Annotated in this window: 17 protein-coding genes and 6 tRNA genes; 11 read left to right on the forward strand and 12 right to left on the reverse strand. The window is 45.1% G+C overall.

Going from position 1 to position 18,004, the window contains the following annotated elements; genetic code table 11:
• Window positions 1-18 precede the first annotated feature (18 nt).
• Window positions 19-441, reverse strand: coding sequence for an MgtC/SapB family protein (locus HOP38_RS00490; protein ID WP_081836363.1), 423 nt, complete (start codon window positions 439-441; stop codon window positions 19-21).
• Between the two features lie 152 nt (window positions 442-593).
• Window positions 594-1,616 carry an EF-P beta-lysylation protein EpmB gene (gene epmB / locus HOP38_RS00495; protein ID WP_062461776.1) on the reverse strand — a complete coding sequence of 341 codons (1,023 nt, stop codon included), beginning with the start codon at window positions 1,614-1,616 and terminating at the stop codon, window positions 594-596.
• A 34-nt stretch (window positions 1,617-1,650) separates the two neighbouring features.
• On the opposite strand from epmB, the gene efp reads away from it, so the two are divergent.
• Window positions 1,651-2,217: an elongation factor P gene (gene efp, locus HOP38_RS00500; protein WP_006075445.1), complete on the forward strand. Its 567-nt coding sequence runs from the start codon at window positions 1,651-1,653 to the stop codon at window positions 2,215-2,217.
• 61 nt (window positions 2,218-2,278) lie between these two features.
• On the opposite strand, the gene HOP38_RS00505 is transcribed toward efp, so the two are convergent.
• From HOP38_RS00505 to frdA, 5 genes are all read right to left on the reverse strand, one after another.
• Window positions 2,279-2,974, reverse strand: coding sequence for a VV20781 family protein (locus HOP38_RS00505; RefSeq protein ID WP_198557249.1), 696 nt, complete (start codon window positions 2,972-2,974; stop codon window positions 2,279-2,281).
• 153 nt (window positions 2,975-3,127) lie between these two features.
• Window positions 3,128-3,490, reverse strand: a complete 363-nt coding sequence (frdD, locus tag HOP38_RS00510; RefSeq protein ID WP_006075447.1) for a fumarate reductase subunit FrdD — start codon at window positions 3,488-3,490, stop codon at window positions 3,128-3,130.
• A gap of 10 nt (window positions 3,491-3,500) precedes the next feature.
• Window positions 3,501-3,884, reverse strand: a complete 384-nt coding sequence (frdC, locus tag HOP38_RS00515; RefSeq protein WP_006075448.1) for a fumarate reductase subunit FrdC — start codon at window positions 3,882-3,884, stop codon at window positions 3,501-3,503.
• Between the two features lies 1 nt (window position 3,885).
• Complete coding sequence (locus HOP38_RS00520) at window positions 3,886-4,626, reverse strand: succinate dehydrogenase/fumarate reductase iron-sulfur subunit (RefSeq protein WP_006075449.1); 741 nt, start codon at window positions 4,624-4,626, stop codon at window positions 3,886-3,888.
• The gene (frdA, locus tag HOP38_RS00525) at window positions 4,626-6,443 is read right to left on the reverse strand and encodes a fumarate reductase (quinol) flavoprotein subunit (protein WP_006075450.1); all 1,818 of its coding nucleotides are present in this window, start codon (window positions 6,441-6,443) and stop codon (window positions 4,626-4,628) included. Before frdA ends, HOP38_RS00520 begins: the two co-directional genes overlap by 1 nt.
• 249 nt (window positions 6,444-6,692) lie before the next feature.
• Between frdA and epmA the strand changes: the two genes are divergently transcribed.
• Window positions 6,693-7,667: an elongation factor P--(R)-beta-lysine ligase gene (epmA, locus tag HOP38_RS00530; RefSeq protein ID WP_423250075.1), complete on the forward strand. Its 975-nt coding sequence runs from the start codon at window positions 6,693-6,695 to the stop codon at window positions 7,665-7,667.
• On the opposite strand, the gene HOP38_RS00535 is transcribed toward epmA, so the two are convergent.
• From HOP38_RS00535 to rsgA, 4 genes are all read right to left on the reverse strand, one after another.
• Entirely contained in the window at window positions 7,664-8,560 is an 897-nt protein-coding gene (locus tag HOP38_RS00535; protein WP_038223789.1) for a DMT family transporter, read from the reverse strand. The two genes, epmA and HOP38_RS00535, sit on opposite strands and share 4 nt — an antisense overlap.
• 113 nt (window positions 8,561-8,673) lie before the next feature.
• Window positions 8,674-10,089 carry an SLC13 family permease gene (locus tag HOP38_RS00540; protein ID WP_198557250.1) on the reverse strand — a complete coding sequence of 472 codons (1,416 nt, stop codon included), beginning with the start codon at window positions 10,087-10,089 and terminating at the stop codon, window positions 8,674-8,676.
• A gap of 220 nt (window positions 10,090-10,309) precedes the next feature.
• Window positions 10,310-11,200, reverse strand: a complete 891-nt coding sequence (asd, locus tag HOP38_RS00545) for an archaetidylserine decarboxylase (RefSeq protein ID WP_031494866.1) — start codon at window positions 11,198-11,200, stop codon at window positions 10,310-10,312.
• A gap of 132 nt (window positions 11,201-11,332) precedes the next feature.
• Complete coding sequence (gene rsgA / locus HOP38_RS00550) at window positions 11,333-12,388, reverse strand: small ribosomal subunit biogenesis GTPase RsgA (protein ID WP_124940538.1); 1,056 nt, start codon at window positions 12,386-12,388, stop codon at window positions 11,333-11,335.
• Window positions 12,389-12,487: 99 nt separating this feature from the next.
• Here rsgA and orn point away from each other — a divergent pair, with 99 nt between their 5' ends.
• The 7 genes from orn (at window position 12,488) to HOP38_RS00585 (ending at window position 13,858) form a co-directional block, all read left to right on the forward strand.
• Entirely contained in the window at window positions 12,488-13,033 is a 546-nt protein-coding gene (orn, locus tag HOP38_RS00555; RefSeq protein ID WP_006075671.1) for an oligoribonuclease, read from the forward strand.
• Window positions 13,034-13,208: 175 nt separating this feature from the next.
• Window positions 13,209-13,284 (forward strand) — tRNA-Gly (locus HOP38_RS00560).
• A 42-nt stretch (window positions 13,285-13,326) separates the two neighbouring features.
• Window positions 13,327-13,403, forward strand: a tRNA-Met gene (locus HOP38_RS00565).
• 30 nt (window positions 13,404-13,433) lie between these two features.
• A tRNA-Gly gene (locus HOP38_RS00570) sits at window positions 13,434-13,509 on the forward strand.
• A 42-nt stretch (window positions 13,510-13,551) separates the two neighbouring features.
• Window positions 13,552-13,628, forward strand: a tRNA-Met gene (locus HOP38_RS00575).
• Between the two features lie 30 nt (window positions 13,629-13,658).
• Window positions 13,659-13,734: transfer RNA gene (locus HOP38_RS00580), tRNA-Gly, on the forward strand.
• A gap of 48 nt (window positions 13,735-13,782) precedes the next feature.
• A tRNA-Gly gene (locus HOP38_RS00585) sits at window positions 13,783-13,858 on the forward strand.
• Window positions 13,859-14,451: 593 nt separating this feature from the next.
• Here the strand turns inward: HOP38_RS00585 and queG are convergent.
• A complete protein-coding gene (gene queG, locus HOP38_RS00590; protein ID WP_006075253.1) occupies window positions 14,452-15,579 on the reverse strand; it encodes a tRNA epoxyqueuosine(34) reductase QueG in 1,128 nt (375 codons plus the stop codon).
• Between the two features lie 247 nt (window positions 15,580-15,826).
• Here queG and tsaE point away from each other — a divergent pair, with 247 nt between their 5' ends.
• Complete coding sequence (gene tsaE, locus HOP38_RS00595) at window positions 15,827-16,291, forward strand: tRNA (adenosine(37)-N6)-threonylcarbamoyltransferase complex ATPase subunit type 1 TsaE (RefSeq protein WP_006075252.1); 465 nt, start codon at window positions 15,827-15,829, stop codon at window positions 16,289-16,291.
• A 20-nt stretch (window positions 16,292-16,311) separates the two neighbouring features.
• Window positions 16,312-18,003 (forward strand): LysM peptidoglycan-binding domain-containing protein, encoded by a 1,692-nt coding sequence (locus HOP38_RS00600; RefSeq protein ID WP_006075251.1) that lies wholly within the window; start codon window positions 16,312-16,314, stop codon window positions 18,001-18,003.
• Window position 18,004: the final 1 nt, after the last annotated feature.

The following is an 18,004-nucleotide window of genomic DNA, read 5'->3' on the forward strand; positions in this document are numbered from 1 at the left end:
TGATTAATCAGGGCTTTTTTATTTTCTCATTCGATTGCGATTTTGCATGGTTTGATGAACGCCGCGACGTAAGCTTTTAAAGCTGCTTTCAATCTTATCTACGCCCAATAGGACCGTTAATGCCAAAACGGTTAAAATGATCGATTCTTTATGATGACCGAGTCCAATCATCATTCCTAACCCTGCCAAAACCCAGATAACGGCCGCTGAGGTTACGCCATGAATTTTCCCGTCTTGAGTCATCATCACCCCCGCACCTAAAAAGCCAACGCCAGTAATTATTTGCCCTAATACTCGTGCTTGATCAAGCGTGTTCGGAGAAAGGGATACGGCCATGGACATAAACAAGTACGTCCCCGACACAATTAGAATCGCGGTACGAATACCAACAGGTTTTCCGCGTGTTTGGCGCTCAAGGCCTACTAAGGCACCATTGAGCATACAAGCCCCAAGTGCAGGCCATGAAAAAGGCCCTAAGTCGAGCAGTTGTGCATTGAATAACTGTGTCAGTTCCACATTGCCTCCTAAAAAGCGCAGTATCTGACTATTAGACCGTCTGATCGAACAAAAATATTTTGTCGAGACGAAAAAGGTTACTCAAGATGTAAATCCAGTGGTGTCTTGCTGGCTCTACCGCCTTCTTCTCGCGTCAGTTTAGGGACTAAATACCCAGACACTCGTTTGATCAGCCCCTGAATGATGGCTTTGGCGTCGTCATCGCTAATAAAGAAGTGTGCCGCGCCTTGAACCTTATCCAACACGTGAAGGTAATAAGGCAATATGCCCACAGAAAACAGCGCATGACTGAGCTCAAACTGAGCATCAACAGAATCATTGACACCTTTTAGCAGTACTCCTTGATTCAACAATGTTGTGCCCGTGTCTTTAATACGTGCCATTGACGCAGAGAATTCAGAATTCACTTCATTAGCGTGGTTGATATGCGTTACCAAAATGGTATTCAGTCGAGTCTGTTTAAGAAGCTGACACAACTCTTCTGTAATGCGCTTTGGGATCACCACAGGTAATCTGGAGTGAATGCGAAGTGTTTTTAAATGATGAATAGATTCTGCTTTTTGAACAAGCCATGCTAACTCAGAATCTTTGGCCATCAGTGGATCGCCGCCAGACAAAATGATCTCGTCGATCTCTGGATGAGCCGCAATATAGTCGAGTGCGACTTGCCAGTTAGCTTTACCGCCTTTGTTATCTTCGTAGGGGAAATGACGACGGAAGCAGTAGCGACAATTCACAGCACAGCCACCTTTGACAATTAGTAGTGCGCGATTGTGGTACTTGTGTAGTAGACCGGGCACCGCTGCATCTTGCTCTTCTAAAGGATCTTCAGAGTAACCGTTGTGGACTTCAAACTCTTGGCTTAATGGTAAAACTTGCCTTAATAGAGGGTCGTACGGGTTGCCTTTTTCCATACGATCGACAAAGCTTTGTGGAACACGCATCGGGAAAAGACGTCGAGCGGTTAAGCCGTTTTCCCACGGAGTCGCATCAATTTCTAGCTGCTTAAGCAGTTCATAAGGGTCTGAGATCGCATTCGATAGCTGTTTGAGCCAGTTTTGCTCAACAGAAACAAGATTTCGGGTTATGATAGGCGACATTAAATTTTAACTCGAAGAACACTAAGAGGATACAATGGCTACTGTTAGCACGAATGAATTTAAAGGCGGCCTTAAATTAATGCTGGATAACGAGCCTTGCGTAATTCTAGAAAACGAATACGTGAAGCCAGGTAAAGGTCAGGCATTCAACCGCGTAAAAATTCGTAAGCTACTGTCTGGTAAAGTTCTAGAGAAAACCTTCAAGTCTGGCGAAACTGTTGAAGTTGCTGACGTGATGGACATCGATCTAGATTACCTATACACAGATGGTGAATTCTACCACTTTATGAACAGCGAAACATTCGAACAAATCGCTGCGGAAGTTAAAGCTGTTGGCGATAACGCGAAATGGTTGGTAGAAAACAACACTTGTATGATTACTCTTTGGAATGGTAACCCAATTACCGTGACTCCGCCTAACTTTGTTGAGTTAGAAGTAACTGAAACCGATCCAGGTCTAAAAGGTGATACGCAGGGTACTGGTGGTAAACCAGCCACACTAACAACAGGTGCTGTTGTACGTGTACCGCTATTCATCCAAATCGGTGAAGTGATTAAAGTTGATACTCGTACAGGTGAGTACGTAGGCCGCGTTAAGTAAGCTTACTCTTTGCTGTATGAAGAAAAGGTCGCTTAGGCGACCTTTTTTAATGGAAGAGGTATTACTCTTGTGGTCGCCAGCTTAAAGCACTGGCTACGGTGCCAAGCGCTAAGGTGTCCATTTCTGCTTGAGGCAGATTGGCTAAGGTTTGTAAGGTAATCGCACCGTTGATTTGTGCTGCGGCGACCTCGACGCTACCACGGCTAAAACTATAACCAAGTGGATTATCGACACTCATCATTAAGCCTTCACCATCGTGGATGGATTCCGCGTTAAAATGGGTACTGTCTAAGCGAATGAAGCCAGTTTCTTTTTTAGCTGTCGACAAACTAATAGTTTCCGACTTTCTGGCCATTTGATACTCACCAACCGACTTACCATTTTCGCTGATCTCACAAACATAGGGACCGTTACCACCGAACGAGAAGCTGCCAAGATCCACACTAGTACCGCCACCACTACAAACGAGCGTCCAAGTTTTACCGTTGTCCTTGCGGGTTACCTCTGCAACCATCTCTCCTTCTTTGGTATTAATGGTATTGAACCAAGAGCTAGTGGAAGCACTGCGCGAGTATTTTCCTTGATACAATCCGGCAAGATCAAAACTGCCCTCAGGACCAAAGCCCCAAAATGTACCATCCGTTTTAAGCATCAGTTTTGGTTGAGCTGCCACGGCATCTGATGTGGTCATATTAACGGTAGAACCACACCCAAAAAGTGCACTAGAAATAAGCAGTGCGCAAATAGACTTCTTCATTGTTACATCTCTTTTTTATTATCAAGCGGCGCGGATTGTATAGAGAGAGTTGGGTTCTGCGTGTAAGCATTTGTCTTCTTAAATGCTGAGTCACAAAAAACTGGCAATAAAAAAGGCAGCGATATCGCTGCCTTTGAGGTTTGTGTCTGTTGCTTAGATCATAAAGATGAAGATAACAGACAGTGCGCTGATTAAGCCTGCAAAGAAGTAGCAAGCGATTTTACCTGCTACGCCCGCGTGGATTTTCAGATCGTGCATACCGTGATGCAGGCGGTGCATCGCATGCCACATTGGAAGCGCTAATGTGGCTATGATGAATAGGGCACCAATGATGCTTGTAGCAAAATCTGCGACACGTTCATAACTCATCGCTTCTGGGCTAATAATGCCCATTGGCACTAGAATACCAAGCACAAGTACCGTTACTGGTGTAATCATGGCAAACCAAGTACCACCTGCACCAAATAGTCCCCACCATACTGGTTCGTCAGAGCGTTTTGGGTTTTGATTAATCACGATTCACTCCTTATACAATGATGAGAACGACTAGTGAGATAGCGGCTACCGCTGCCCACTGAGTAAGAACGATGGTTTTCTTTTCGACCAGTTTGCCTTTCAGCTTGATCGGCATAACTTGCGGCATCATGCTAAAGAAAGTTTGAGCATGGAATAGACTGCCTGCGAGTGCCACGATGTTAATCGCGATGACGATAGGGTTTGCCATAAACTCCAGCCAACCTTGCCAAGCCTCAGGGCCTTTCACTAATGCACCCAAACCAAAAGTCAGGAAGATAGTGAATAGAATAAGAGGCAGTACCGTCGCTTCACGCAACATATAGAAGCGATAGAATGGATGGTTTTTCCACCACGTGCGTTTGATTTCACGAACATAAGGTTTTCTGTTACTCATTCTACGCCTCCTGTGGTTTTAGCATTGCAATGACGAAGTCTTTAGAAGACTCCACTTTACCTTGGTTAACCGCTGCTGCTGGGTCAACGTTCTTCGGACAGACTTCAGAGCAGTAGCCCACAAACGTACAGCCCCAAGCACCGTTTTCGCCGTTGATCATCTTCATACGCTCTGCGGCACCATTGTCACGGCTGTCAAGGTTATAGCGATGAGCAAGTGTCAGTGCTGCTGGACCGATGAACTCTGGGTTTAGACCAAACTGAGGGCAGGCCGCGTAGCAGAGGCCGCAGTTAATGCAGCCAGCAAACTGCTTGTACTTCGCCATTTGCTCAGGTGTTTGGATGTTGGTGCCATCTTCTGGTTTGCGATCATTACCGATGATGTATGGCTTGATAGCTTCAAGGCGCTCGATGAACGGCGTCATATCGACAATCAGGTCTTTCTCGATAGGGAAGTTAGCCAAAGGCTCAATCTTCAGGCCATTTTGATGGTCACGAAGGAAGCTTTTACAAGCTAACTTAGGCACTCCGTTCACCATGATGCCGCACGAACCACAAATCGCCATACGGCAAGACCAGCGGTAAGACAGATCTTTATCTAGGTGATCTTTGATGTAACCAATCGCATCAAGTACAGACATGGTCTCATCAAACGGAACTTCAAAGGTTTGGAAGTAAGGTTCTGAGTCCTTTTCTGGGTCATAACGCAGGATCTCAACTTTCTGAATACGATTAGCTGACATTATGCTTGCTCCTCCGCACTGTTATCTTGAGATGCTTTCGCTTCTGCCGCGGCAGCTTTTTCTGCTGCTTCACCGTATAAGCGCGCTTTAGGTTGAGACTTAGTGATCTTCACATCGCTGTAATCGATGCTTGGCGCGTTATCCTCTTGGAAGAACGCCAGAGAGTGCTTAAGGAAGTTCACATCATCACGCTCAGTACAACCATCATCTAAACGTTGGTGTGCGCCACGTGACTCTTTACGCAGGATAGCGGAGTGAACCATAGCTTCTGCAACTTCAAGGCCATAACCCACTTCAATGGCGTAAAGAAGGTCAGTGTTGAACACCTTACCTTTGTCTTTGATGCTGATTTTCTTATAACGCTGTTTGAGCTCAGCAATCTTATCAAGCGTGGCTTGCATTAGATCTTCTTGACGGTAAATACCGCAACCCGCTTCCATGGTGTGACCCATTTCAGTACGGATTTCAGCCCAGTTTTCATCGCCTTCTTGGTTCATTAGTGCAGCAATACGAGCTTCAACAGCTTCAACTTGTTGTGCGATAGCAGCGTCATCCCAGCCTTTAAACGCTTTGGCACGCTCTACAGCTTGTTCACCTGCAACACGGCCAAATACCACGAATTCAGCTAGAGAGTTAGAGCCTAGGCGGTTAGCACCGTGCAGACCAACAGAAGCACATTCGCCCACAGCAAATAGGCCTTGAATACGTGTTTCACATTGACCATTGGTTTCAATGCCACCCATGGTGTAGTGAACGGTAGGACGGATTGGAATTGGCTCTTTCGCTGGGTCAACGTTCACATAAGCTTTTGCAAGCTCACAGATAAACGGTAGACGCTCCTGTAGATACTCTTCACCAAGGTGGCGAAGATCGAGATGCACAACATCACCAAGTGGATGCTTGATCGTGTTGCCTTTTTGCTGTTCGTGCCAGAATGCTTGTGAAACTTTGTCACGAGGACCCAGTTCCATATATTTGTTCTTCGGCTGGCCAACTGGCGTCTCAGGACCCATGCCGTAATCTTGTAGGTAGCGGTAACCATTCTTGTTAACGATGATACCACCTTCACCACGACAGCCCTCTGTCATCAGGATACCTGTACCAGGAAGACCGGTTGGGTGATATTGAACAAACTCCATGTCACGTAGTGGTACACCATGACGATAGGCCATCGCCATGCCGTCACCTGTTACGATACCGCCATTGGTATTACAGTGATAAACGCGGCCAGCGCCACCTGTTGCAAGCACAACAGACTTGGCTTTAATGGTAACCAGTTCACCTTCAGACATATGAATAGCAATCAGACCTTGAACCTCGCCTTCAACGACAAGTAGGTCAACCACAAAGTATTCGTCAAATCGTTTGATTTGCTCATACTTCATCGAAGTCTGGAACAGAGTGTGTAGCATATGGAAGCCGGTTTTATCAGCGGCAAACCATGTACGTTCAACCTTCATACCACCGAAACGACGAACGTTAACTTCGCCATTTTCCTTACGGCTCCATGGGCAACCCCATTGTTCCATTTGGATCATTTCACGTGTGGCATTTTCTACGAAATATTCGACAACATCCTGTTCACAAAGCCAGTCACCACCACCAACAGTATCGTTGAAGTGGTTATCTAGGCTATCTTCATCCTTGATTACAGCTGCAGAACCACCTTCCGCGGCCACAGTATGTGAACGCATTGGGTAGACTTTAGAAATCAGAGCAACTTCCATTTCTGGGTTTGCTTCTGCTGCTGCAATGGCAGTACGAAGACCGGCGCCGCCTGCGCCGATGACTGCGATATCTGTGGTAATTGTTTTCACAGTTATCCTCCAGTGTGTGAGAGCGAGTTAGCTCGCGAGTTATAATTAAATGCTTAAGTAAGCTTTTATAGAGTAAGGTTTTATATTAGATAAGCTGTATGGCAAAAAAATTGATTGAGTTAGGTTTTTGCTCCGGAAATGCAAAGAGAAGCATAGTATTTATATGATGTGTGATTAAAATCACGCGTTATTGAGTAGAAATCTCCACAATCGTATAATTATCAATAAACAGAGCTAATGAGTTTAATTATGATTTGCAATGAGTGGCAGCCCACAGCATCTGTGGCTTTGCTGAAAAAAAGAGCGCAAATAATCCATTCAATACGAGACTTTTTCCTATCAAGGAATGTAATGGAAGTGGATACGCCTGCTATGAGTCATGCGACCGTGACAGATATCCATTTACATACGTTCCAAACGGAGTTTGTTGGGCCGGGTTATGCGGATGGTCGTAAGCTGTATTTTATGACTAGTCCTGAGTTTCATATGAAGCGTTTGTTGGCGGCGGGCAGTGGCTCTATTTATCAAATCAATAAAGCATTCCGCAATGAAGAAAGCGGTCGCTACCACAACCCTGAGTTCACCATGCTTGAGTGGTATCGCGAAGGCTTTGACCACCACCAGTTAATGGATGAAATGGATGAACTGTTAAGGATGGTGTTGGCGTGTGATGGCGCTGAGCGAATGACATATCAACAGGCGTTTATGACCCACTTAGGAGTGTGTCCGCTAGTAGCGAATATGCCAGAACTCCGAACGGCGGCTGGAAGCTTAGGGCTAAGTGATATTGCGGATAAAGAACAAGATCGAGATACGCTATTGCAATTGCTTTTTAGCATGGGAGTCGAAACCAAGATTGGCCAAGACGTTCCTGCGTTCGTGTATGACTTTCCTGCCTCACAAGCTGCTCTGGCTAAGGTCAATCCAAACGATGAGCGTGTTGCGGATAGATTTGAAGTCTATTTTAAGGGCATAGAGCTAGCGAATGGTTTTCATGAGCTAGACAACCCAAACGAACAATTAGCTCGCTTTGAAGAGGATAATCGTAAGCGTCAGCAAATGGGACTTCCTCAGCAGCCAATTGATTACCATTTAATAGATGCACTAAAGTCAGGCATTCCTGCATGTGCTGGCGTTGCTTTAGGTATTGACCGCCTCATTATGTTAGCACTTGGTGCAAAACATATTGATGAAGTGGTTGCGTTTCCGTTCCCGCGCGCTTAACTGACCAATATGCTGGTGCCCGCGACAGCTAATAGGGCACCTAACCAAGCATATTTATTGGGGCGCTGCTTGGTGTACAACCAAAGTAGTGGCAGCACCATAATCGGCGTGGTCGAAGAAAGCAAAGCGACCATCCCCACATTTCCGGTTTGCAATGCAAACAGAATCAGCGTCATGCCTACCGCCATCGCTAAGAAACCGTTAAGTGCCGTAATACCAAATATCGACCAAGTAATAGGGTTAATGCTCTTAGCGTGTCGAGCCCCGGTAAATAGAAACAAGCTATGGGCAATAAAAGCGGTGATCATACGTATGGCAGAGGCAGCGACAGGGTCCACTGAAGTTTGCATCACGGGCTTGGCAATAATTCCACCAAGAGCCTGACACAAGGCTGCGGTGATACCAAGTCCTACACCAAACCACACATTACCTTTGATGGTTTCGAGTTCGCTGGCTTTATGGTTACTCTTCCCACGTCGCCCAAAGAAAATAGCCGTAGCAACCCCGGAGAAAACTAAAGCGGAGCCGACCAACTCTAACGATGTCATGGTTTCTGCAAATAAGAAGTAACCTAATACCGCCGAGAACACGGCGTGGCAGGAAAATAGTAGCCCTGCTTGTCTCGGTCCCATACGGTTTAGGCAGGCGAACAGGGCGGTATCGCCTATAAAGATACCAATAAGCCCAGAGAGCATCATCGGTGTAATGTGACTGGCTTCTACGCTTGACCAGCCACCAGTAATGGCAGCCATCGTGGAGAGTATGATTGCGGTACAACCCATGCGCCAGCGACTATAGGAAAAGGATCCTAGATGCTTGGCCGGGGTGACGGAAATAATGCTAGATACCGCCCATAAAAAAGCGGCGATCAACGCCAGCCATTCAAATCCCATTGTTATCCCTAACGTGTATTATCCCTGTTAATTCATTAGGTTTTACTATGGCACGGTGAAAACTGCAATGAAATCCTCTTACTTGTAAGCAAGAGGATTTCATTCACCTATGATCAGGTGAGGATGAGCGTTGCTGCATAGACTATGAGCAGGCCGATTACACCAATGATAAGACCGGTTTTTGCCATGTCTTTACTTTCTATAAGCCCGGTTGAGTACGCCAAGGAGTTTGGTGGTGTGGACACTGGCAAAATCATACCGAGGGATGCTGAGAATGCGACCACCACGAGCAACCCTTGTAAACCGCCAATGCTGGCTAAGCTTTCCATTGATGCACCGATTGCCGCCGCGATAGGCATTAACAGGTTTGCGGTTGCGGTATTGGACATAAAGTTAGCCATTAACCAACACACAATCGACAGCGTAATCACGACAGCAAATGGAGAGAGGGACTCGTAATCAATGGCATGCGCTAATGCTGCGGCCAATCCGGTTTTATCCAAACCAATCCCAATGGCGATACCACCCGCGACTAACCAAAGTACGTCCCAGTTAATGAGCTTCAGTTCATCTTTACCCATGATGCCTGTTAGCGTAAATACAGCAAGTGGAATGATAGAAACTACATAGGTATTCATGCCATGAAGCTTGGTGGTCATCCATAGTAGTATCGTTGTGGCAAAGGTGACATAGACAACCATAGCCCGCCAGTTTCTCTGGAAAGCGCCTTCCAGTTTGAGCACCATTTTGTCTTCAGAAGATGGAAACAGTTTCTGCAGTAGGAACCAAGCTAATGTGAGCTGAACGATGACAAACGGTAGTCCCATCATCATCCATTGCAAGAAATCAATCGTGTTTTCACCAGTAAGATATTGCAGCGCGATAGCGTTTGGTGGTGTTCCGATCGGAGTGGCAATGCCCCCGGTGTTGGCGGCTATCGGAATACAAAGCACTAAAGCTTTGATACCCAAGTCACCTTTGGGTGCTGAGGCAACGATAGGACCGAGAAGGGCTAACATCATGACTGTTGTTGCGGTATTAGACATGAACATTGAGAACACCGCCGTAATCAACATTAACCCCAGCATAATGAACTTAGGCTGCTGTCCAAAAGGTTCAAGTAGTACGCGAGCTAGGTTGTTATCAAGTTCGTATTTTGAAGCGGCGATCGCAAGCGCGAAGCCGCCCATAAACAGAATAATAATAGGTGATGAGAAGGCACTGAAAATATCGGTGTAAGCCATCAGTTCACCAAGTTCATGACCTGCTGGTGGCGTGCGGAATAAGTGAAGTCCTTTGTCAGAGATCATGATCAACTCAAGCGCAATGATCAAAATTGAGGTGGCAAAGACTGGTACTGGCTCGAGTACCCATAGCAAAGCGGCAAGTAAAAAGATGGCTAATAATCGGTGCTGAATCAGCGTGAGGTCATCAATCGGAATCCAATCAATAGGCATCATCAGGACGCCTAACGGCACTAAAAAGCAGATGAATAGCTTAATGAGTGTCCCAGTATGTATCTTCGGCATAGGGGCGGTCACCATGGTGGATATTTAAACTGCACCTAGGTTAAAAGATATTCTACTTGGGGTCTTAGACTGGTATTAAAGTTTTGAAAAGTCGAGGGAAGATTCGTAAGGTGTTTTGCTTTGCGTCAAAATCTGAATGGCTATTTATCACGGGATTTTAAAGTGAAGTATCGTTATATCATCTAAACAAAAAACGGTGCCTAGGCACCGTTTAAGTTTGTTATTCGTCGTCTTGTAACACACTTTCCGTTTGGTTTTGCTGATGAGCGTATGGGGTGCCCATAACCGTTGGCGCGTTATTCTGCATGCTGTCATCAAAGCGAATGCTGTCTTTAGCAAATAAGTTGATGACCGTTGAGCCCAGTTTGAAGCGACCCATTTCTTCGCCTTTCTTCAGTACGACTGACTTATCACCTTCTGCAGGGTAGTCCCAGGTGTAAACAGTATTACCGCGAGGTGGTGTTACTGTGCCAGCCCAGATAAGCTCAATACTGCCCACGATTGTTGCCCCAACCAGTACTTGAGCCATTGGCCCAAACTCAGTATCGAAAATACACACAACGCGCTCATTTCGGGCGAATAGGTTTGGTACATTTTCGGCTGTCAATGGGTTTACAGAGAACAGATCGCCTGGAACATAAATCATCTGACGCAAGGTGCCATCGCATGGCATGTGCACTCGATGGTAGTCTCTAGGCGATAGATAGAGAGTCGCAAATTCGCCTTCAGCAAATTCAGCCGCTAAATCAGCATTGCCACCAAGTAGCTCCTGCGCGGTATAGTCGTGGTTCTTCGCTTGGATGAGCTTACCATCTGTGATTGGCCCAAATTGGCTCACGCATGCGTCTGCAGGATGGGAAATCACCGTTTCACCTTCAGCAATTGGACGCATTCCTGGTTTCAGCTCACGCACAAAAAACTCATTGAAGGTTTTAAAGTGAGCCGGATCTGCGTGCAAAGCTTCGTCCATATTGACGTTATATTGCTTGATAAACCAACGAATGATCGCTGTTGTTAGACCGCCTGCTTTTGCTGATGCCAGTTTACCTACCAAACGGGTCAAGCCGTGCTGAGGTATCCAGTATTGCAGTCCAACTTTAATCTTATCCATTGTTTACTATTCCAACATTAATTGAGTGTTATTAATTCAGGGCGCGAGATACTAATGTAATTCGCCCTAAATGTCAGCAATTTGTGAATGATACACGGTCAGAGTGTTAATCTCGCCCATGTTCTAGGGTTATCACAAATCGGCTTTTTTGTTTCTTGAATATTGTCGGTTCGCTTTGCCTTCGCTCATGCTATCGATAATTCGATGGTAGTTATCAAAGCGTACTTGGTCGATTTTACCTTCTTCTACCGCTTCACGAAGAATGCAACCAGGATCATCGAGGTGTTTACAGTCCCTAAACTTACAACCACCTAGATAGGGCTTGAACTCAACAAATGCTTCGGTGACTTCATTTGGTTCCAAGTGCCACAAGCCAAACTCACGTACCCCTGGAGAGTCGATAAGATCGCCGCCTGATGGGAAATGATACAATCTTGCTGCTGTCGTGGTGTGTTGGCCTAAACCAGAGTTAGTGGAAACTTCACCTTCCTCTACATCGAGCTCTGGCATCAGGGCGTTAACCAAGCTTGATTTGCCGACACCAGATTGACCAACAAAAATATTGATCTTGTCTTTTAGGTGGGCCTCGAGCTCTTCGATGCCTTCGCCACTCTCCTTACTGACCAACAGTACTTTGTAACCGATGTTCTTGTAGACATCTAAAAGTTGGTAAAACGTCTCGCGATCTTGCTCTGGAAGTAGGTCTATTTTATTTAGAACCACAAGTGGCGCGATTTCTAATGTTTCAGAGGCAATCAAATAGCGATCAATGATGTTTAAAGACAACTCTGGCACTACAGCAGAGACGATCACCATTTGGTCAACGTTTGCTGCTACGGGTTTGAGACCGTCGTAGTAGTCAGGTCTAGTTAGCATTGAGGTTCGTGGCTCTACAGCTTCTACAACGCCAGAAATACCATGCATAGATTCAAGGCCAACTCGCCATTTAACGCGATCGCCAGACACCAAAGATTCAATGCCGCGCCTTAAGTTACAGCGGTGAATTTCTTTAGTTTCGAGATCTTCAATGTCGGCATGTTGCCCAAAACGCGTGATAACAAGCCCCTGCTTGACTGCACCAAGCATGGTTTCATCCCACTGGACCGTTTCTTCCTTTGCCAGTTTTTTCTTTTGGTTGCTGCGTACACGACGCACCTGACCTTTGGTTAGTTTTTTCTTTTTCGCCACGATATTTCAATGATGCAATTTGCATCAAACCATTTGGGTTACTGAATTTAATTTCGGTATAGTACCTCTTTTAGCAGAAAACAAATAGACGAGGGCATTATGTCTTTCAGTGATGACAACTTGATCTGGGTCGATTTGGAGATGACAGGACTGGATCCTGAGCAACACAAAATTATCGAAATCGCCAGTATAGTGACGGACAGCGAGTTAAACATTCTTGCTGAAGGCCCAGTAATCGCCATTCACCAATCGGATGAAGAGTTGGCCAAAATGGATGATTGGTGCACTAATACCCATACTGCAAGTGGGCTGGTGGCTCGCGTTAAAGACAGTGAGTATGATGAAGCGGAAGCCATTAAACAAACCATCACGTTTTTAGAGCAATGGGTACCAAAAGGAAAATCACCGATTTGTGGCAATAGTATTGGTCAAGACCGACGTTTTCTCTACAAACATATGCCGGAACTTGAAGAGTATTTCCATTACCGATACGTGGATGTCAGTACGTTAAAAGAATTGACTCGTCGTTGGAAACCGGAAGTCCTTGATGGTTTTTCTAAACAAGGAACCCATCTAGCGTTGGATGACATTCGTGAGTCTATTGCTGAACTCAAATATTATCGTGAGACTATTTTTACTATCTGATCTTCGAATATTTGTTAAAAAGATAAGTTTAGGGCTGTAGCTGGCGGGAAAATAACGTATTTTTGTGTGCTTTTTCATCAAACGAAAAAAAAGTTGGTTTTTTTGCTGATAAGGACTTGCATCACAAAAAAATGCTCTTATAATTCGCAGCCCTGAACGACGAAAGACGTTCAATGCGACACTAGCTCAGTTGGTAGAGCGCAACCTTGCCAAGGTTGAGGTCACGAGTTCGAACCTCGTGTGTCGCTCCAGTTTGAAAGTTCTCACGGTACTTAACGGTGACACAATACGGACGCGGGGTGGAGCAGGTTGGTAGCTCGTCGGGCTCATAACCCGAAGGTCGTCGGTTCAAATCCGGCCCCCGCAACCAAATTTAATCAATAGCGTTTGCTGTTGATATGCGACACTAGCTCAGTTGGTAGAGCGCAACCTTGCCAAGGTTGAGGTCACGAGTTCGAACCTCGTGTGTCGCTCCAGTTTGAAAGTTCTCACGGTACTTAACGGTGACACAATACGGACGCGGGGTGGAGCAGCTTGGTAGCTCGTCGGGCTCATAACCCGAAGGTCGTCGGTTCAAATCCGGCCCCCGCAACCAAATTTAATCAATAGCGCTTGCTGTTGATATGCGACACTAGCTCAGTTGGTAGAGCGCAACCTTGCCAAGGTTGAGGTCACGAGTTCGAACCTCGTGTGTCGCTCCATTTTCCTAAAGTGAAAGAAATAATCGTTATTTAATTAGCGATAATAATGCGACACTAGCTCAGTTGGTAGAGCGCAACCTTGCCAAGGTTGAGGTCACGAGTTCGAACCTCGTGTGTCGCTCCAATTTCTTCCTCATAATGGACACCAAAAGCGGTCATCTCATTAAGAGATAGCAAAGTTGAGAAACTTCGTCCCTTCACCGCATGCTCTTTCCTAATGCTGAGAAGCATCACTCCCAAAAATTAAGTCATTCAGTTATTGCATTACTCATAAGTAACGCAATGCACTGAACTGTGTATCTAATTTCTACACACCTGAACAGCACTAGGCGTCTGCCTTTGTTGCGATTCTGTCACAGTTAAATTAACAGACTTATCCACATTTTTATTTTGTGGATAACTTGGTTGATAAATTGTATTTGAAGGTCCTTAAGGTAGGGGGCTTGAAAGATCTTTACACCGATATTGGTAATGCTAAAGATTGATATTTGTTACTAAGTGATTGAAATTAAATAAAATAAGTGGCGTTCTGTTGTTTTTTTCTTGACAGCAAAATGATCAGCAAGTGACGTTTTTTTGATCCTAGTCATATATTGAAACTGTGTTTAACCTGATTTCTCAACGACTAACCGCTAATGAAAATGTAGTTTTTCCACAAATGTAGATTTGAGATATTAGTCAAGAAAATTAATTTGATTTTTCTACAACCATTGATGGCTATGCGTCTCGGGGTAACCCTTTTTTTACGATACGGATGAGACGTTGGTTTTTAGTATGAAGGCTGGTATCTAGATTCACAGGTAGCTGCCCGAGCTGTTTCTGCAAGGCCCATTCGATGTGTGGATCTAGAAGGTCGGATTGTCCCTCTATCTGTTCTAGCTGCTCGATATAAGTTTGAGAGAAAGGCGCATTCCCCATCGCGATGATGATATTTCGTTGCCATTGCTCGTGACCGATTCTTCGAATGGCTGAGCCTTCCATATTTTTAAGGAAAGTGGCTTCATCCCAGGAAAGCAAAATGTCGAGATTGGTATCGGCAAAACTATTGCGTCTTTGAAAGTCTTGTCGTTGGCTGAGCTCTGCATAACGATTCCAAGGACAAACCAGTTGGCAGTCATCGCACCCATAGATTCGGTTTCCCATCGCTTCGCGAAATTCTAGTGGAATGACCCCTTTGTATTCGATGGTGAGGTAGGAAATACAGCGGCGAGCATCAATAACGCCGTTTTCCAAAATCGCACCAGTAGGGCAGGATGTTACGCACGCTCGACACTTTCCACACTCGTTATTTACCGGGTTATCCGTAGGAAGAGGCAAGTCGATAAATAGTTCACCTAAAAAGAACCAAGAGCCAGCTTCTTTATCCAGTAATAATGAGTGTTTTCCTATCCACCCTAATCCGGCTTTTTCTGCTAGAGGGCGTTCTAAAACGGGGGCTGAATCGACAAATGGACGATAACCAAGCTCTGAGACTTCTTGTTCTATTTTTTGACCTAGTTTTTTGAGTAGATTACGAATCAGTTTGTGGTAATCACGTCCAAGAGCATACCGACTGATATAACCCGAGTGCTTATCTTCTAAATTGGATGCAAAATTCGCGTCTTCCGGAAGGTAATCCATTCTGACACTGATAATTCGACAGGTATTTGGATGTAGCTTATCTGGGTGAATTCTTAAATCTTGGTGTGTTTCCATCCAAGCCATATCACCATGATATCCAGCGGCCAACCAGTTTTTGAGAACAGTTTCTTGGTCTTGCAAATCGATATCACTAATACCGACCTTTTGAAAACCGAGCTCTTGTCCCCATTGTTTGATGTCACTGGCAAGCTTGTTTAAGTCCATCATGATTACTCAAATAGAAAAGGACGCGTATTCTATACTCAAAACCAATACTAACCCAAGTATGAGCACCAAAAAGTCCTTAATCTACTTTAGAACAAACTTTCATCGACTATTTTGTGTATGCACAGTAGGGATAACGATAAAATAATGGTAAATTTTCTGATTACTTACATAAGATCACTTGTCTACGAAAAGCGACACAGTTTACTATTTCGACTCTCAAAGGCACCACTCAGAGAAAAATGTGATGAGCACTAAAAAATTTACCTTAGCAGATGAATCCGCAACGATTTTAATTGGAACTAAACTGGCCAATCTCTGTTCAAAACAGACAACGATTTATTTGCATGGTGATCTTGGCGCTGGGAAGACCACATTCAGTCGTGGCTTTATTCAGAGTCTCGGACATAGGGGTAATGTAAAAAGCCCGACTTATACCTTGGTAGAGCCCTATCAGCTTGATGGTTGGAACGTATATCACTTCGACCTATATCGCTTAGCGGATCCTGAAGAACTTGAGTTCATGGGTATTCGTGATTACTTCTCGGATGATGCCATCTGTTTAGTGGAGTGGCCTGAAAAAGGAATTGGCGTCTTACCTGATGCCGATATTGATATCGAGATTAAGTATGTTGGCGAGGCAAGAGAGATTGCCTTCACCGCAAATAGCGATTATGGAAGAGAATTAATAAGTCAGTTGGAGTTAAATTGATCAGTCGTTTTCTTAGCAGCATGGTTAAAGTCATGCTGCCAATCTTGTTGATGTTTCCTACCGTTACTTTAGCCAATGCGTTAGAGGGTCTCCGCGTTTGGCCGTCACCGGACGAAACGCGTGTTGTTATCGACCTTAAGTCTGAAGCGGACTACAGTTATTTCTCACTATCGGGCCCAAGCCGAATTGTAGTGGATCTTAAAAACACAACCTTAAACACCAAGTTACCAATGAACGTAACCGATAGCCCGGTGCTGAGCAAAATTCGTAAAAGCTCACCCCCTAGCAAAGGGACCTATCGTTTGGTGTTCGAGTTAAAGAAGTCTTCAACGCCGCAAATATTTAAACTGAATCCCACACCGGGGGGGCAGTACGGACATCGTCTGGTTATCGACTTGCCTCACGGTAAAGCGAGTAACCAACCTAAAGCAACGGTACCAAGCAGTAAAACGGCAGTAAGTCGTGATGCTTCTCAGTTGAGAGGCACAGCAGATATTATCGTTGCAATTGATGCTGGCCATGGCGGTGAAGATCCGGGTTCGATTGGACCAACTAAGAAATACGAAAAACACGTGACCTTGAGCGTGTCGAAAAAACTGGCTGCACAGATCGATGCTATTCCGGGCATGAAGGCAGTATTGACTCGCCGTGGTGACTATTTTGTCAATCTTAATAAACGTTCTGAGATTGCACGTAAGAATAAAGCACACTTATTGGTTTCAATTCACGCCGATGCGTTTAGAACGCCACAACCTCGTGGTGCGTCAGTGTTTGTCCTGAATACTAGACGAGCGAACACCGAGATTGCGCGCTGGGTAGAGAATCACGAGCAGCAATCTGAATTATTGGGCGGTGCTGGTGAGGTGTTATCGAAGAACACCAACGATAGAAATGTCAGTCAAACACTCTTAGATTTGCAATTTAGTCACTCTCAAAAAGAGGGCTACAAAGTCGCAACTAAGATTTTAAAAGAGATGGGTAAAGTTGCGCATCTTCATAAGAAAGAGCCTGTTAATGCGAGCCTAGCGGTGTTGAAATCACCGGATATTCCTTCGGTTCTGGTTGAAACTGGCTTTATTTCCAACCCAACAGAAGAGCGCTTGCTGACGACTCGTAGTCACCAAGATAAATTGGCGCGTGCCTTAGCCAAAGCGATCGTCCAGTATTTTGAAGCGAATCCGCCGGAAGGGACTTTGTTTGCCAATCGCGGCCAGCAGAAAAAACATACCGTGAAGCGTGGTGAATCCTTATCTGTGATTGCTCAAAATTATGGGACGTCGGTCTCGGCTATTAAGAGTGCCAATAACTTGAAGAGTACTTCGCTGGCGGTAGGACAAACGTTGGTGATTCCTGGGAGCAGCGCACCAGTGAAGGTCAGCAGCAAGGTAAATACGGTTGAAACTAAAACGGTAACCCATACTGTGGCCAAAGGTGACTACTTGGGTAAGATTGCCAACAAATACAAAGTCTCCGTTGCGGATATTAAACGTGAGAACAACCTCAAATCTGATGTATTGAAACTGGGGCAGAAACTCAAAATCACAGTCAGTTTAAAAGACCTACCTCTTCGTAAGCACAAAGTGCAGCGAGGGGAGTTCTTAGGCAAGATTGCATCTAAGTATGGTGTGACCGTTCAAAGTATACGAGATGCGAACAAGCTACGTTCAGACTCATTGGCTGTAGGCCAAGTCTTGTTGATACCTAATAAGTAAA

Origin of the sequence: Vibrio mediterranei (assembly GCF_013364395.1) — a bacterium.
GTDB classification, from domain to species: Bacteria; Pseudomonadota; Gammaproteobacteria; order Enterobacterales; family Vibrionaceae; genus Vibrio; species Vibrio mediterranei.